At 65.6% G+C, this 16,040-nt stretch carries 12 protein-coding genes; 7 read left to right on the top strand and 5 right to left on the bottom strand.

All coding sequences use genetic code 11. The features are described from left to right. Nucleotides 1-361: 361 nt before the first annotated feature. The 3 genes from MJ606_RS15180 (at nucleotide 362) to MJ606_RS15170 (ending at nucleotide 5,555) form a co-directional block, all read left to right on the top strand. The gene (locus MJ606_RS15180; RefSeq protein ID WP_243050388.1) at nucleotides 362-1,090 is read left to right on the top strand and encodes a transcriptional regulator; all 729 of its coding nucleotides are present in this window, start codon (nucleotides 362-364) and stop codon (nucleotides 1,088-1,090) included. A gap of 90 nt (nucleotides 1,091-1,180) precedes the next feature. Next, nucleotides 1,181-3,511 carry a Tex family protein gene (locus MJ606_RS15175; RefSeq protein WP_243050387.1) on the top strand — a complete coding sequence of 777 codons (2,331 nt, stop codon included), beginning with the start codon at nucleotides 1,181-1,183 and terminating at the stop codon, nucleotides 3,509-3,511. A gap of 181 nt (nucleotides 3,512-3,692) precedes the next feature. Then, the gene (locus MJ606_RS15170) at nucleotides 3,693-5,555 is read left to right on the top strand and encodes an autotransporter domain-containing protein (RefSeq protein ID WP_243050386.1); all 1,863 of its coding nucleotides are present in this window, start codon (nucleotides 3,693-3,695) and stop codon (nucleotides 5,553-5,555) included. An 82-nt stretch (nucleotides 5,556-5,637) separates the two neighbouring features. Here MJ606_RS15170 and MJ606_RS15165 read toward each other — a convergent pair whose 3' ends face one another. Beyond that, complete coding sequence (locus MJ606_RS15165; protein ID WP_243050385.1) at nucleotides 5,638-6,504, bottom strand: YbaY family lipoprotein; 867 nt, start codon at nucleotides 6,502-6,504, stop codon at nucleotides 5,638-5,640. A 773-nt stretch (nucleotides 6,505-7,277) separates the two neighbouring features. Here MJ606_RS15165 and MJ606_RS15160 point away from each other — a divergent pair. Next, on the top strand, nucleotides 7,278-7,844 hold the full coding sequence (locus MJ606_RS15160) for a helix-turn-helix transcriptional regulator (RefSeq protein WP_243050384.1): 567 nt from the start codon (nucleotides 7,278-7,280) through the stop codon (nucleotides 7,842-7,844). 71 nt (nucleotides 7,845-7,915) lie between these two features. Here the strand turns inward: MJ606_RS15160 and glyS are convergent, their stop codons facing one another. Further along, nucleotides 7,916-10,066, bottom strand: coding sequence for a glycine--tRNA ligase subunit beta (glyS, locus tag MJ606_RS15155; RefSeq protein ID WP_243050383.1), 2,151 nt, complete (start codon nucleotides 10,064-10,066; stop codon nucleotides 7,916-7,918). Further along, nucleotides 10,063-10,974, bottom strand: coding sequence for a glycine--tRNA ligase subunit alpha (gene glyQ, locus MJ606_RS15150; protein ID WP_243050382.1), 912 nt, complete (start codon nucleotides 10,972-10,974; stop codon nucleotides 10,063-10,065). Before glyQ ends, glyS begins: the two co-directional genes overlap by 4 nt. A gap of 98 nt (nucleotides 10,975-11,072) precedes the next feature. Between glyQ and MJ606_RS15145 the strand changes: the two genes are divergently transcribed. From MJ606_RS15145 to MJ606_RS15135, 3 genes are all read left to right on the top strand, one after another. Continuing rightward, a complete protein-coding gene (locus tag MJ606_RS15145; protein WP_243050381.1) occupies nucleotides 11,073-12,884 on the top strand; it encodes a GspE/PulE family protein in 1,812 nt (603 codons plus the stop codon). Nucleotides 12,885-12,929: 45 nt separating this feature from the next. Continuing rightward, a complete protein-coding gene (locus tag MJ606_RS15140; protein ID WP_243050380.1) occupies nucleotides 12,930-13,652 on the top strand; it encodes a glutamine amidotransferase in 723 nt (240 codons plus the stop codon). 89 nt (nucleotides 13,653-13,741) lie between these two features. Then, a complete protein-coding gene (locus MJ606_RS15135) occupies nucleotides 13,742-14,866 on the top strand; it encodes a hypothetical protein (RefSeq protein ID WP_243050379.1) in 1,125 nt (374 codons plus the stop codon). A 14-nt stretch (nucleotides 14,867-14,880) separates the two neighbouring features. Here the strand turns inward: MJ606_RS15135 and MJ606_RS15130 are convergent, their stop codons facing one another. Continuing rightward, nucleotides 14,881-15,207, bottom strand: coding sequence for a DUF1820 family protein (locus MJ606_RS15130; protein WP_243050378.1), 327 nt, complete (start codon nucleotides 15,205-15,207; stop codon nucleotides 14,881-14,883). Nucleotides 15,208-15,216: 9 nt separating this feature from the next. Next, nucleotides 15,217-15,900: a rhomboid family intramembrane serine protease gene (locus tag MJ606_RS15125; protein ID WP_243050377.1), complete on the bottom strand. Its 684-nt coding sequence runs from the start codon at nucleotides 15,898-15,900 to the stop codon at nucleotides 15,217-15,219. Nucleotides 15,901-16,040: the final 140 nt, after the last annotated feature.

The following is a 16,040-nucleotide window of genomic DNA, read 5'->3' as shown; positions in this document are numbered from 1 at the left end:
GCCATGCATCGCGGCTTTTTTTTGCGCGCACTCCGAAACTTTCGGCTTCGGTGATTAGGTGTAGGAGATACCTGATGATGAGACGCTGATGGCACACGTCTCGCCCATCGCTGGCACGCGCACAACATCCGTTTCACGGTCTGCTCGCGCCCACCTATCAATACACGTGCCGATCGACATGCCATCACCGCCATGATCGACCGGATGACTCATGAATTCGCCGCTGGCGGCGACATGCGGACTATGCACGCCACGCACCCGCGCCTGGCGCACACAGCGGACGTTATGACCTATGGCGGATGCGCGAGCATCGCGCAAAGCGCATGCTTGCGATCGCAGGGGGCCGCCACCAGGCAAGGTCATGGCTCAGTCCCAACCTGACAGCGGCTGGATTTATCAGTGCGATGACATCGTCATTGAGCCGCGAGCACATCGCCTCGCGCGCGCCGGGGTAGATATCTCGGTGGAGCCCAAGGCCTACGCAGTACTCGTCACGCTGATACAGCAGGCCGGAGATGTCGTCGGCAAAGATGATTTGCTCGATGCGGCCTGGGGCCATCGGCATGTCACGCCAGGCGTACTCACGCGTGCGATTTCGCAACTGCGCCATGCGCTGGGCGACTGCGCGGGCCATCCCCGCTATATCGCCACTGTCCACAGCCTGGGCTATCGCTTCATCGGCGATGTCCGCCGCGTGGCGGCACCCGATCCCCTCGGAAGCGAATCGCCCGCCGAGGACACGTTGGCTCCCGCCTTGCCGGTCGCACCGGGATCACGCGCCGCGATGCCGGCCACCCGATGGCTCGCGGCGGCAATCATGTTGGCCGTCGTCATCGTGGCCACGCTTGCCGCGGTGAGCCTCTGGCAGCCAGCGCACGACCAGAGCCCATCGCCACGCCTGTCGCCGCGGCCGGCGTTGGTGGTGCTGCCCTTTGCGCACACCGGCGATCCGCGCACCCTGCATGCCCGACACTGGCCGCGCAACCGCCGCCTTGCCACCACCTACAAGGGCCATCACGAGGAAGCGCCCGCGCAGGCCCCCGGCTATCTCACGCTTCGTCCTGAACAGGCGCCGGCCGCCCGCGACTAGGCCCTGGGAGCGACTTGCTATCATCCGGGGTTCGGCACACCGCCAGGCGAGGTGCCGCTTTGTCGAACGCACAGGAATCGTTTCAGCCTCATGCTCAGCATCGAACAACGTATTGCCCAGGACATCGCCGCCAAGCCGGAACAGGTGCACGCCGCGGTGGATCTGCTCGACGGCGGCGCTACCGTGCCGTTCATTGCGCGCTACCGCAAGGAAGCCACCGGCGGCCTCGACGACACCCAGCTGCGCCTGCTCGAGGAGCGCCTGCGCTACCTGCGCGAGCTGGAGGAACGCCGCAGCGCGATCCTCGCCAGCATCGAGGAACAGGGCAAGCTCAATGATGCGCTGAAGGGTGACATCCTCGCCGCCGACACCAAGGCGCGCCTGGAAGACCTGTATCTGCCGTATAAACCCAAGCGTCGCACCAAGGCGCAGATCGCCCGCGAGGCGGGGCTGGAGCCGCTGGCCGTGGGCCTGCGCGAAGATCCCACCCAGTCGCCCGAAGCCGCGGCCGAAGCCTTCGTGGACGCCGACAAGGGCGTGCCGGATGTGCGCGCCGCGCTCGATGGCGCACGCGCGATCCTGATGGAAAGCATCGCCGAAGACGCCGGCCTGCTCGGCGAACTGCGCGACTGGTTGTGGGACAAGGGCCAGATCCGCGCCAAGGTGGTCGAAGGCAAGGAGAACGAAGGCGCGAAGTTCCGCGACTACTTCGATCACATCGAACCGATCGGCAAGATTCCCTCGCATCGCCTGCTGGCGCTGATGCGCGCGCGCAACGAAGGCGTGATCGAACTGGAGCTTGTGCCGAACGTGGATGCCGAGCAGGGCCACCTGGAAGGCGAAGGCCGCGTCGCCGCGCATGCGGGCATCGTCAATCGCGGACGCCCCGCCGATGCGTGGCTGCGCGAGACCGTGCGCCTCACCTGGCGCGTGAAGCTGCACCTGCACCTCACGCTCGATCTGTTCGGGCGCGTGCGCGAAGGCGCGGAAGACGAAGCCATCCGCGTGTTCGGCGACAACCTCAAGGACCTGATGCTGGCCGCGCCCGCCGGCGCCAAGACGGTGATGGGCCTGGACCCGGGCATCCGCACCGGCGTGAAGGTGGCCGTGGTCGACGCCACCGGCAAGCTGCTCGCCACCGACACCATCTATCCGCATGAGCCGCGCAGGCAGTGGAACGAATCGCTGGTGCAGCTGGCCAAGCTGTGCGAGCAGCATGGCGTTGACCTGATCGCCATCGGCAACGGTACTGCCTCGCGCGAAACCGACAAGCTCGCGGGCGAACTGATCAAGAAGCTCGGCGACGCGAAGCTGTCCAAAGTGGTGGTGAGCGAGGCCGGCGCCTCGGTGTATTCGGCCTCGGAGACCGCCGCCAAGGAATTCCCCGATCTGGACGTGAGCCTGCGTGGCGCCGTGTCGATCGCACGCCGCCTGCAGGATCCGCTGGCCGAGCTGGTGAAGATCGAGCCCAAGGCCATCGGCGTGGGCCAGTACCAGCACGACGTCAACCAGGTGAAGCTGGCGCGCGCGCTCGATGCGAAGGTGGAAGACTGCGTGAACGCGGTCGGCGTGGACGTGAACACCGCCTCCGCCGCACTGCTGTCGCGCGTGGCCGGCCTTTCCGCCAGCGTCGCCGAGAACGTGGTGAAGCACCGCGACGCCAACGGCCCGTTCGCCAACCGCAAGGCACTGCTGAAAGTGCCGCGCCTGGGCGACAAGGCGTTCGAGCAGTGCGCCGGCTTCCTGCGCGTGCCCAACGGCGACAACCCGCTCGATGCCAGCGCGGTGCATCCGGAAGCCTATCCGGTGATCGAGCGCATCATCGCGCAGTGCGGCCGCGAGGTGCGCTCCATCATCGGCGACACCTCGTTCCTGCGCGGCCTCAAGGCCGAGCAGTTCACCGACGAGAAGTTCGGCGTGCCGACGGTGCGCGACATCCTCAAGGAACTGGAGAAACCCGGCCGCGATCCGCGTCCGGAATTCGTGGCCCCCAGCTTTGCCGAAGGCGTGGAAGACCTGAAGGACCTGCGCCCCGGCATGGTGCTGGAAGGCCGCGTGACGAACGTGGCGGCGTTCGGCGCCTTCGTGGACATCGGCGTGCACCAGGACGGGCTCGTCCACGTCTCGGCGTTGTCGCATACCTTCGTCAAGGATCCTCGCGACGCAGTGAAGGCCGGCGACATCGTCAAGGTCAAGGTGATGGAAGTCGACCTGCCGCGCCAGCGCATCGGCCTGTCCATGCGCCTGGACGACGAGCCGGGCCAACAGGCACGTGGCGGCCGGCCGGCCGGCGGCAACGACAACCGCGGCGGCCAGCGCGACAACCGCGGCCCGCGCCCGGGTGGCGGTGCGCCCAAGCCCACGGCACCGCCGGCCAACAGCGCCTTCGCCGACGCGCTGTCGCGCGCCATCAAGCGCTGAGCGCACACTCAGCGGCACGACGCACCGCCCCGCTGCCGGGGCGGTGCTTCCCTATCCATCGACGCTTTCCGCCGTAGCCCGAAGGGAAACGCGGTGCGGCGCAGCATGCGCTCACGTACGGGCTGCATTACCGTAACGCAGTAATAACAATTGGCCTCAAAGGCCCAGGAGCATTTTCACCATGCCACGTATTCGTCTGCTTGCCGGCGCCGTCGCCGCATCACTGCTGTTCGGCTCACATGCTTTCGCCGCCGACACCCAGTTCAACAACGTCGTGGTGTTTGGCGACAGCCTCAGCGACGCGGGCAACGTCTCGCTGATGCTTGGCCTGAAGCCGCAGCGCTTCACCACCAACCCGGGCTCGACCGCCGTTGAGAATGTCTCCAAGGCACTGGGCTTCAACATCCAGGCGTCGTTGCAGGGCGGTACCGACTACGCCTACGGTGGCGCCGGCTTCGTCAACAACGCCACCACGCTGCCCATCGAGAACATTCCGCAGCAGTTCCAGCAGTACTTCGCCGCCACCGGCGGCAAGGCTGACCCGCGCACGCTTTACCAGGTATGGGGCGGTGCGAACGATATTTTCTATCTCACCGGTGCCTACACCGACGCCAATACGATCGCTGCCGGCGCCGAGGCGGCCGCGCAGGTCGAGGTCAAGTTGCTGGGCAGCCTGCAGGCAGCGGGGGCGAAGTACGTGGTGGTATACAACCTGCCCGACATCGGCAAGACGCCCGACAGCATCGCCGGCGGCGCGGCCGCCGAGTCGGGTGGCACGCAGATCTCGATCATTTACAACAACGTGCTGCAGTCCGGCATCGCCCAGCTCAGCAACAACGGCCTCAACGTCATCCCGGTCAACACGTTTGCGCTGATCGACGAGGTGGCGGCCCATCCGGCTGCGTTCGGCTTCACCAATGTCACCCAACCGGCTTGCGGTGCAGGTTCCAACTCCTTGCTCTGCGGGCCGCAGGTCGGCAGCGGCAACGGGAATCTCTATACCTCTTCGTACGCCCCGGGCACCAACCAGACCTACCTGTTCGCCGACGGCGTGCATCCGACCACGGCTGCCGACGTGATGCTGGGCCAGTACGTCATGTCCATCATCAACGCACCGGGCTACGCCTCGCTGCTGGCCGAGGCGCCGCTGGCGTCGATCTCCGCGCAGAACCGCTCCATCCGTGACCAGATGCTGGCCGATGGCCAGGGCAGCGACACGCGCGTCTTCGCCAACGTCGACTACGGCGACCAGACCTTCGACGGCAGCAGCAGCTCGCCGCGCACCACCAGCAACAATGTCAACCTGACGATCGGCGCGGACGTGCGCGCCAACGACAATTTGTCGGGCGGCATCGCCATGAACATCGGCCAGCACAACGCCGACTACACCGGTGGCGGCGGCTACAAGCTGCAGGATATCTCGGGCCTGGGCTACCTCACCTATCACCAGGGCGGCGGCTACATCGGTGGCTACGTCGACTTCGGCCAGGACAACTTCTCCGATATCGAGCGCCGCATCCAGATCGGCGCCGACCTGCGCACCGAAAACGCCAAGGCCGACGGCAACCACGTGGGCGGCGGCTTCACCGGTGGCTGGTGGTTCGATGTCTCCACCCTGCGCGCCGGCCCGTTCGCCACGGTCGAGTGGCAGACGGTGAAGGTCGACGGCTACAGCGAAGGCGGCAGCGACAGCAGCTCGATGTGGTTCAGCCACCAGCAGCGTGATTCGCTGGTTTCCACCCTCGGCTGGCGCCTGCAGGGTCACTGGCAGGTCGGCAGCGTGATGCTCTCGCCGTACGCCGAGCTTGCCTGGAACCACGACAGCAAGGCGGATCCGCGCGAGATCACCGCTGGCCTCAATAGCATGCCCGGCAGCTTCAGCCTGGTTGGCTTCACGCCGGACAAGACCTGGGGCACCGGCGATGTGGGTGTGACGGCCCAGTTCAGCCCGGTGCTGTCCGGCTGGGTGGGTTATAGCGGCCGCTTCAGCGACGACAGCCAGAAGTACAACAGCGTCAACCTGGGCCTGAAGTACGCCTTCTAAGGCCACCCTGCCGCCAACAAAAAAGCCGTCCGCGTGAGCGGACGGCTTTTTTCATGCCCGGAGGCGCGATGAAAGCGGGGGCTTACTTGCCCTTGCCGCCCGTCGCCAGGCTGAGGATGGACTGCGCCTGCTTCTGCAGGCTGGCCGCATCGTCATCACTCAGCGTCGAGGTCTTGCCACCGGCTTCGTTCTTCTTGAGCACCAGCGTGCCGTCCTGCGCCCATGCCACGCGCTCGGTGGAGGTGGGCTTGGCGTCCTTGCTGGACTTCTTCTGCTGCACCACCACCCACGGCTTGCCATCCTTGTAGGCATAGTCGGTGCTGGTGAAGCCCTTGTCGCCGTAATCCACTTCTTCGCGGATGAACTTCACTTCACCCGCTTCGCGGAACACCTGCCAGCCACGCGACACCTTGTCTTCCAGCTTGGTGCCGTTGCTGATCTTCATGCCACCGATCTGCTTCTGGACGGCGGTAAAAGCAGCCAATTCCTTCTCGCCCGGAGTCTGCTCGGCCACCAGCTGGATGCTCACCTGGCTCGGCGCCCCCTTGGTCAGCACCGGCGCCTGGATCGGCATGGTGTACTTGCGATCACCGTCGGTCTCCACCGCCTTCACCACATAGATTGCCGCCGGATCGATATCGGTCGGATTGAAATCCAGCTCGAACGACTGCGGGAAGGTAGTGGCGGAGCTGATCGACTTGGTTGCCAGCGCCGGTGCATCCGGGGCCGACACGTCCACCAGGGTGATATCCAGCTTGGCATCGCCCGAAAGCTGGTTGGCGTCGCGCACGGTCACCGAACCGGTGACGGCATTGGCCTTGGCGGGAGCTCCTGCGGAAGCGGACGACTCGCCACCCTGCGAGGCATTCTGGGACGAATCGGAAGAATTGCCACAACCGGCAAGAGCCAGTGCAGCGACCGACATCAGCGACCAAACCAACCTGCGCATGGGGGAAACCTCTATCAACTGTCAGGGCTTAGCGCGAGAACCAACAGGCGCCCAACACGCCTCGACTCTACACGGGGGAAGCTCTGAGGATAGCCCAAAGGTAAGGGCTTGTAAAAGTTGGCGCCATGCGCTTGCGTATGCGACGGGATGCTTGGACGGCCAAATGCATGCGCTCGGAACAGCGCAGGCAGACGCATGATGACCATGGCGTGGCTTCCGCTCACGCCACGGATCGCCCCGGCCGCGGCCCCTGGGGCGATTTCATGACGTCCGCGCCGCACATTAACGGATCGTAATGTTCGGCAGCGCCAAGTCGCAGCACACTGCGCTCCATTGCCCCAGGCGAAAGTTCGGACCCATCCACCGGACAGCCGCGACTTCAGGCCGCAAAGATGCTGCGGAGGATCTGCCATGCGCGACCGTCGTAAGTTTATTGAATGGTATCTTGCGGCACAGTGGGCGCCATAGGGTCAGGGGACGTGCCCTGCGGCAGACGCGGGACGACTGTATGTGACTGGTTCCAAAGGAGGCACCAGCCCAATTTACCTGTCTGGCAGCTGAACAAGGCAGCGAAATACGGGTGACCAATCAAGGACAATTGCGTTCTTGGAAGTCGGCAGAAGTTGCTCCCCGGGGCCGCTACCGCCAAATCCTTGCGAATCCGATAGAAAGATGCTGCGGATGTAACTCGTTTTTAACGATTACTTGACGCTTAGAATTTGAATTTCGGTTCACGCTCACCACAACTTGTCGCCATCCGTCAGGAAACTGCGATGAATATTCAGAAAAATTCGACCATCGAGTCATCGGGTACTTTCGCTGATCGCATCAAAGTGCTGATCCAGCGCGTGGGCAGTGTTACCGAAATCGCCCGCATGTGCGGTTTCTCCGAGGGCGTCGTGCGCAGCTGGCGCGATGGCAACACCGATCCTTCGCGCGCGCGCTGCGTCACGCTGGCCAAGACGCTGGGGATTTCCCTGGTGTGGCTGGTTGCCGGCGAAGGCTCCATCCAGGCCGACGCCATCGCCTCGGGCGAAGAACTGCCGAACGCCGAAGCCGCCGCCAATCGCCACCGTTCCAAGCTGCGTACCGCGGCCGACACGCTGCACGCCAGCGGCATGGCCATGGACCCGCACCGCCTGAACACGGCGCTGCGCATCCTCCAGTCGGAACTGGACCTGGCCGAAAGCCGGCTCACCCTGGCCGACAATGCCGACATGCTGGCCGATCTCTACGAGATCCTCGGCCCGGGCGGCACGGATGTCGATGCGTCGGCCATGGTGACGTTCAACCAGCGCCTGCATGAGCGCGTGAAGCGCGGCCGCCAGGCCGTCGCCTGAGGCCTTGGCCTTTTCGCAAATAAAACGGCAGCCCGAGGGCTGCCGTTTTGCTGTGGGCTGGCGCCCGGACGTTACAGGCGGGCGATATCGGCGATGGCGCCGAACTGCGCCTTGAGCTGGCCCAGCAGGGCGAGGCGATTGGCGCGCACCGCCGGGTTCTCCGCATTGACCAGCACGCTGTCGAAGAATGCATCCACCGGCGCCTGCAGCTGGGCCAGGCGCGTGAGCACGGCGGCGTAGTCGCCCTGCCGCAACGGCGCGGCCGTATCGGCGCGTGCGCCATCCAGCGCGGAAGCGAGCGCCCGCTCGGCATCGGCCTCGAAGTGCGTCGGGTCGACCGTGGTGCCGACGACCGGTGCATCCGCTTCTTCCGCCTGCTTGCGCAGGATGTTCGCCACGCGCTTGTTGGCGGCGGCCAGGCTCAACGCTTCCGGACGACGGCCGAACTCGGCCACGGCACGCAGGCGGCGATCGAAATCGACCAGGCTGGCCGGCGAGACGGCCAGCACGGCCTCGAACTGCTCGCCGCTGAAGCCCTGCTCGGCGTAATAGCCGCGCAGGCGCTCGAGCACGAAGTCATACAGCTCATCGACCAGGGTGGCGCGACGCTTGCCGGCATCGAGCGCCGGCGCGTTGCCGTCCTTGCCCGGCTTGAGGCCCGCCGCCAACGCGGCTTCCGGCAGCAGCTCCAGCGCTTCGACGAAGCTGCCACGCAGGTCCAGTTCCAGGCCGCCCTCGACCAGGGTGCGCGCCAGGCCCAGAGCGGCGCGGCGCAACGCGAACGGGTCCTTGTTGCCGCTGGGCTTGAGGCCTACCGCGAAGATGCCGGCCAGCGTGTCCAGCCGATCGGCCACGGCGAGCACGCGGCCCACCTTGCCGGCCGCAATGGCATCGCCGGCGAAGCGCGGCTGGTAGTAGCTGTCCAGCGCAGCGGCCACCTCCGCCGTTTCGCCATGCTGCGCGGCGTAGTAGCGACCCATCACGCCCTGCAGCTCGGGGAATTCGCCGACCATGCGGGTGAGCAGGTCGCACTTGCTCAGTGCGGCGGCCCGGGTGGCTTCGCCGGCATCCACGCCCACGCGGTTGGCGATGATGCGGGCCAGTTCGGCCACGCGCACGCTCTTGTCCCACAGGCTGCCCAGCGCCTGCTGGTAGGTCACCTGCTTGAGCTGGTCCTGATAGCCGGCCAGCGGCGTCTTGAGGTCTTCGTCCCAGAAGAACTTGGCGTCGGCGAAACGCGGGCGGATCACACGCTCGTAGCCCTTGCGGATTTCCGACGGCTGCCTGCTCTCGATGTTGGCCACGCCGATGAAATGCTCGGTGAGCTTGCCCTGCGCATCGAACACCGGCACGAATTTCTGGTTGGTCTCCATGGTGGTGACCAGCGCCTCGGGCGGCACGGCGAGGAATTCGCGATCGAACTGGCAGGCGATCGCCACCGGCCATTCGGTGAGGTTGGCGATCTCGTCCAGCAGCGCATCATCGAGCTGCGGCACGCCACCGGTTTCCTTGGCCGCGCGCGCCACTTCATCGCGAATCTTCTGGCGGCGCTCGGCCGGGTCGGCCAGCACCTTGGCGGCGCGCATCGCGTCCAGCCAGCTGTCCGCATCGGCCACGTGCACCGGCTGCGGATGCATGAAGCGATGGCCGCGCGACTGGCGGCCGGAAGAGAGCCCCAGCACATGGCCGTCAATGATGTCCGCGCCATGCAGCATCACCAGCCAATGCACCGGGCGCACGAAGGTGTAGTCGTGGTCGCCCCAGCGCATCGGCTTGGGGATGGGCAGGCCCTTGAGCGCTTCGTCCACGATCTCCGGCAGCAGTGCCGCCACGGGCTGGCCCGGCTTCACCGCGCGGAACACGAACCACGAGCCCTTGTCGGTCTCGAGCTTTTCCAGCTGCTCCACGGTGACGCCGCACGACTGCGCGAAACCTTGCAGTGCCTTGCTCGGCTGGCCACTGGCATCGAGCGCGGCATTCACGGCGGGGCCGCGGCGCTCCACGCTCTGCTCCGGCTGGTTCACCGCGACGGCGGGGATATGGACGGCCAAACGACGCGGCGACGCATAGCGTGCCGCCTGATCCAGCGCCGCCTCCACGCCACGCTTGGCAAGGCCGTCGCACACGCCGCGCAGGAACGCGGCAGACAGTTCATCCAGCGCCTTGGGCGGCAGTTCTTCCGTGCCCAGTTCGATCAGCAACGGCTTGGTGGCGGCGCTCATGCAGCCTGCTCCTTCACGTTTTTCTTCAGGCCCGGGAACCCGAGCTTCTCGCGTTGTGCCACATAGGTTTCGGCCACGGCGCGCGCCAGCGTGCGCACGCGCAGGATGTAGCGCTGGCGTTCGGTGACACTGATGGCGCGGCGCGCATCGAGCAAATTGAAAGTGTGGCTGGCCTTCATCACCTGCTCATAGGCCGGCAGCGGCAGGTTCGCGGCGATCAGCTTGTTGGCCTCGCCCTCGCATACGTCGAACCAGCGCAACAGTTCCGGCACGTTGGCGTGCTCGAAGTTGTAGGTGCTCTGTTCCACTTCGTTCTGGTGGAACACGTCGCCGTAGGTGACCTTGCCGTGCGGGCCTTCGGTCCATATCAGGTCGTAGACGTTGTCCACGTTCTGCAGGTACATCGCCAGGCGCTCGAGACCGTAGGTGATCTCACCGGTGACGGGACGGCATTCCAGGCCGCCGGCCTGCTGGAAGTAGGTGAACTGGGTCACCTCCATGCCGTTGAGCCACACTTCCCAGCCCAGGCCCCAGGCGCCCAGCGTGGGCGATTCCCAGTTGTCCTCGACAAAGCGCAGGTCGTGCACCAGCGGGTCCAGGCCCAGCTCCTTCAGCGAGCCGATGTACAGGTCCAGGATGTTGTCCGGATTGGGCTTCATCACCACCTGATACTGGTAGTAATGCTGCAGGCGGTTCGGGTTCTCGCCATAGCGGCCGTCGGTGGGGCGACGCGAGGGCTGCACATAGGCCGCCGCCCACGGCTCGGGACCGAGTGAACGCAAAAACGTAGCGGGGTGAAAGGTGCCGGCGCCGACCTCGGTATCGAGGGGCTGCAGCAAGACACAACCCTGCGCCGCCCAGTAGCGGTTGAGGGTCTGGATCACATCCTGGAAGGTGCGCGCGGACATGGCTTCCCGTGGGCTTCGATAAAGCGGGTTAGTATAGCCGGGACCGCTTTCGCCGCTGGATTTTCAGGGCGATGAAGCCCCTCGGGAGAGATTGCCGTATGGCTGTATCACCGCAATCCGCGTCCCTGCTTGGCCGCCGTGGCCGGCTGGCCCTGGACGAACTGCTCGCCACCCTGGTGGTGGAGGGTTACCTGCTGGCGGAAGACGCCAAGCAGGTGCGCATGGGCTCGCGCAGCGGGCGCAGCACGGCGGAGCTGCATCCGCTGGTGCTGATCGCCAATGCCCAACTGCCCAACCAGCGCGATCCCGGGCGCGCGCTGAGCCTGGAAGGCCTCACCGCCTGGCTGGCCGGCCAGGCCGGGCTGCCGTACCTCAAGATCGACCCGATGAAGATCAACGCGGCCGTGGTCACCCAGGTGGTGAGCCGCGCCTACGCTGAGCGCCACCGCATTCTTCCCGTGGCCGCCGCGCCGGGCGAAGTGACCTTCGCCACCTGCGAGCCGTTCGACGGCGCCTGGGCCGCCGACCTGGCGCAGATGCTGCGCAGGGACGTCAAGCGCGTGGTGTCCAGCCCGCTGGACATCAACCGCTACCTGCTGGAGTTCTATGGCGTCCAGCGCTCGATCCAGCTGGCGCAGGACGCCAAGGGCTCGGGCTACGACTCCTCCGCCATTCTCAACTTCGAGCAATTGCTGGAGCTGGGCAAGAGCGGCGAAGTGGGGGCGGATGACCGCCATGTGGTGCACATCGTCGACTGGCTGCTGCAGTACGCCTTCGAGCAGCGTGCGTCGGATATCCACCTGGAGCCCCGCCGCGAAACCGGCCAGATGCGCTTTCGCATCGACGGCGTGATGCACAAGGTGTTCGAGCTGCCGCCGCCGGTGATGACGGCGGTGACCGCGCGCATCAAGATTCTTTCGCGCATGGACGTGTCCGAGAAGCGCCGCCCGCAGGATGGCCGCATCAAGACCCGTTCCACCTCGGGCCGCGAGGTGGAGCTGCGCATTTCCACCATGCCCACCGCCTTCGGCGAGAAGGTGGTGATGCGTATCTTCGACCCGGATATCGTCGCCAAGGATTTCTCGCAGCTGGGCTTCTCCCCCGACGAAGGCGAAGCCTGGCGCGCCATGGTGGAACGTCCGCACGGCATCGTGCTGGTCACCGGTCCTACCGGCTCGGGCAAGACCACCACGCTGTATTCCACGCTCAAGCACCTGGCCACGCCCGAGCTCAACGTGTGCACGGTGGAAGACCCGATCGAAATGGTCTCGACCGAGTTCAACCAGATGCAGGTGCAGCCGGCGATCGACCTGGACTTCGCGGCCGGCGTGCGCACCCTGCTGCGCCAGGATCCGGACATCATCATGGTCGGCGAGATCCGCGACCTGGAAACCGCGCAGATGGCGGTGCAGGCCTCGCTCACCGGCCACTTGGTGTTGTCGACGCTGCATACCAACGACGCGCCCAGCGCCGTCACCCGCCTGCTCGACCTGGGTGTGCCGCACTACCTGATCCAGTCCACGCTCACGGGAGTGGTGGCGCAGCGCCTGCTGCGCACGCTGTGTCCGTATTGCAAGCAGGAGACCGAACAGGATCCGCACGAATGGACGGCGCTGACCCATGGCTGGAGCGTGCCGCTGCCCGACAAGGTCTACAAGCCCCATGGGTGCCTGGAATGCCGCAACACCGGCTTCAAGGGCCGCACCGGCATCTACGAGATGATGCAGCTGTCGTCGCGCCTGCGCGGCCTGATTTCCGCGCAGCTGGACCTGAGCCACTTCGGCCACGCGGCGCTGGCCGAGGGCATGCGGCCGCTGCGCATTTCCGCGGCGGCGCAGGTCGCGCGCGGCGTCACCACGGTGCAGGAAGTGCTTACCGTGATACCGCCGATCGAGCACGGTTCAGCCTGACGTCGCATCATGGATTCCACCCGCACGAAGAAGTCGTCCCATCGCATGAAGCCTGTCCTGATCATCCGCACCGGCCGCGCACCCGCTCCCATCCGCGCGCGTCATGGCGACTTTCCGCACTGGTTCCGCCTTGGCGCCCAGCTGTCGCCGGAACGCGTGCGCATCGTGGACGTGGAATGGGGCGAGGCCTTGCCTCCGCCCGGCGAGGTCGCCGGCGCCCTGATCACTGGTTCCGCCGCGATGGTTACCGAGCACGCCGCGTGGAGCGAGCGCACGGCCGGCTGGATCCGCGATGCGATGGACCTGGAATTGCCGCTGTTCGGCATTTGCTATGGCCATCAGCTGATGGCGCATGCCCTGGGCGGACGCGTCGATTACCTGCCGGGCGGCCGTGAAATCGGCACGGTGCCGATCAGGCTGCTCGATGCGGCCAAGGCGGACCCGCTCACCGCCCGGCTGCCCCCGGAATTTCGCGCCCACACCACGCATGAGCAGAGCGTGCTGGAAGTGCCCAAGGGCGCCACCGTGCTGGCCAGTTCCGCGCGCGATCCGCACCACTTGCTGCGCTATGGGTCCAACGCGATGAGCGCGCAGTTCCATCCCGAATTCAATGCCGACGTGATGCGTGCCTATATCCATCGCAAGCATCACGACATGCGGCGCGAGGGCTTCGACCCGCACCACACCTTCCGGCAAGTGGCGCCGACACCACTGGCGCGGCGGCTGTTCCGGCAATTCTCCCGCCATCACGGACTGGCATCCGGCTGATCGATCGGCACCTGTCATGGCGCAGTCTTAGAATGGACACGCCGGGCGCAGCCACCGAGGCTTCGCGCTCTCCGGAAAGGACCGACAGGATGGAACGAAAGCAGCCTCACGTATACCGGGCCGCCGTGATCGCGATGCGCCTGGTCGACATCGCTGATGCCATCGATCTGGCTGCCGTCGAATCGCTATGGGCGCGTCATGCGCACACGGCCGCGGCACGCAGTCGCCTGATCAGCGCACCACCCAAGGCGATGACGTTCGGCGAACCCCCGGTGGAGCTGACGCTGGAACCCGTGCGGGTGGAGATTGGCGGGCGATCGCTGCAGGCCACCGTGATGGCGCGCCTGTACGAGTTCGGCGTGGCGGCCTTCTCCGTGCGCGTGCCCGCCAACGATCTTTCATGGGCGGACTTTACCGGACAGGTCAACGCGGTCGATGCGGCCCTGGGCATCGCGTCGGGTTCACCGGTGTGGGCGCAGCTGCTGGCCCAGATCATGGAGATCATGCGCCCAGCCTTGTCGCGGCCAAGTTCGGCACCACTGCACGAGGACTATCTACTGGGCCTGGTACACGCGCTTGACGGCGTGACCACCACCTCGTCACTGGCGGAGGAGGTCGACCTGGTGCCACTGCTGTCCGGCGAATCGCGACCGTTGTCCGAACAGGCTCGGCAGGATCTGCTGCGGCAACGTTTTTCCTACTATGCCGACGACCTGGTGGTGCTCACCTGGGACCGCGCGTTCATCTACGAGCCGCGTGATGATTCGGACGTCGTCGACATCCTTGAGGTCGCCAACGCCCAGCTATTGGAGCTGCGCTACTACGACGAACTGCTCGACGACGAATTGCCGCGCATGTACGACCTGGTCGAGGCCACCCACAACGTCGCCAGCCCCTTTGCGGCACGCCGCTATGCCGACCTCGCCCGGCGCCTGTACACGCTAGTGGCCGAAGTCACCGAGATCACCGAGAAAGTGGACAACGCACTGCAGGTGACGGAGGACGTCTATCTGGCCCGTGTGTATGCGTCGGCGCTGGAGCTGTTCCGCGTGCCGCATGTGAGCAAGGCGGTGGATCGCAAGCTGGCGATCATCCGCGACAGCTATGCCGCGCTGTACGAGGAGGCCTCGAGCAAGCGCGGCGAACTGATGGAACTGGCCATCATCCTGCTGATCGTGGTGGAGATCGTCATCGCCGTCATCCGCCACGTTTGAGGCTACATGGATCGCTACTGACGTCCACGCGGAGGCATCGGGAAGGGCGTGATCTTCTGCCCGTCCGCAGCATCGCGAATGACCAGCGCGCCCTTGCTCTCGACTTCCTCGACGCGCACCACCGATTGCATCGGCAGGTGCAGCACGCGGGTGTCCTTGAATTCCTCGCGCAAGCGTTCCTCGGTCGGATCGACCAGCAGGCCTTCACCCACCGGCTCGAACACCAGCTCGGCGACTTCGGTAAATCCCCACAGACTGCTGGATGCCACGTGCCGGGCATAGAGCTCGTAGCACTTGCCCAGGTGCAGGAAGGTTACCTTGTAGAGTTTCTTGGTTCGCATGCGCGTATTTTACCCGCGCAGGCGCCTGGCAATCGCATCGCGCGAGAACAAGGCGAACACCACGCCGAACAGGAAACCCGCGATATGCGTCCACCACACCACGGCGCCATAGCTCGGGCCTGCGTAGGTGAAGAGCAGCTGCAGCAACACCCAGATGCCGATGAGCAGAAACGCCGGCACTCGTACAAATTCGAGATAAAGACCGAGCGGCAATACCAGGCCCAGGCGTGCACGCGGGAATAGCGCGATATACGCGCCCAGCACGGCCGAGACCGCGCCGCTGCAACCGATGATCGGCGAGCGCACGCCCGCCAATGACAAGGCGCCGACCAGGTTCGCGATGATGCCGCCGAGCATAAACAGCAGCAAAAACCGCAGCGAACCCAAGGCGCGTTCAGCGGGAAGCCCGAAAATCACCAGGAACAGCAGATTGCCCAGCAAGTGCAGCCAGGCGAGATGGATGAACAACGCCGTGGCCAGACGCAACAGCGAAGGATCATGCAGCTGCGGAAGGATCGGCTGCTTCGCATCAAAGATATTCGCGGGCACCGTGCCCCATTCGAGCCACATCGACATGCGCTGCGGCGCCGGCATCAGGGCCACCCCGACGAAGCTGATCACGCACAGCACCACCAGCAACACGGTGGCCCATTGCACATGACTGCGACGACGGGTTTCGACATGGACAAACACGAGGGAGATGCTCCGCGGAACGCCGGGCCAGGACGCTTTGCATCATAGGCGATAACGCGCGTTGCGCAGGAGCGCGATTTTCAAAAGGAGCAAAGACAAACGCCTTCCCGGCTGGGAAGGCGTTTGAGGGATAAAGCCCC

It is taken from the genome of Dyella sp. RRB7, from assembly GCF_022761115.1.
Taxonomy (GTDB): Bacteria; Pseudomonadota; Gammaproteobacteria; order Xanthomonadales; family Rhodanobacteraceae; genus Dyella.
The sequence above is the reverse complement of the archived record's forward strand: the minus strand, read 5'-3'. Positions and strand labels throughout refer to the sequence as shown.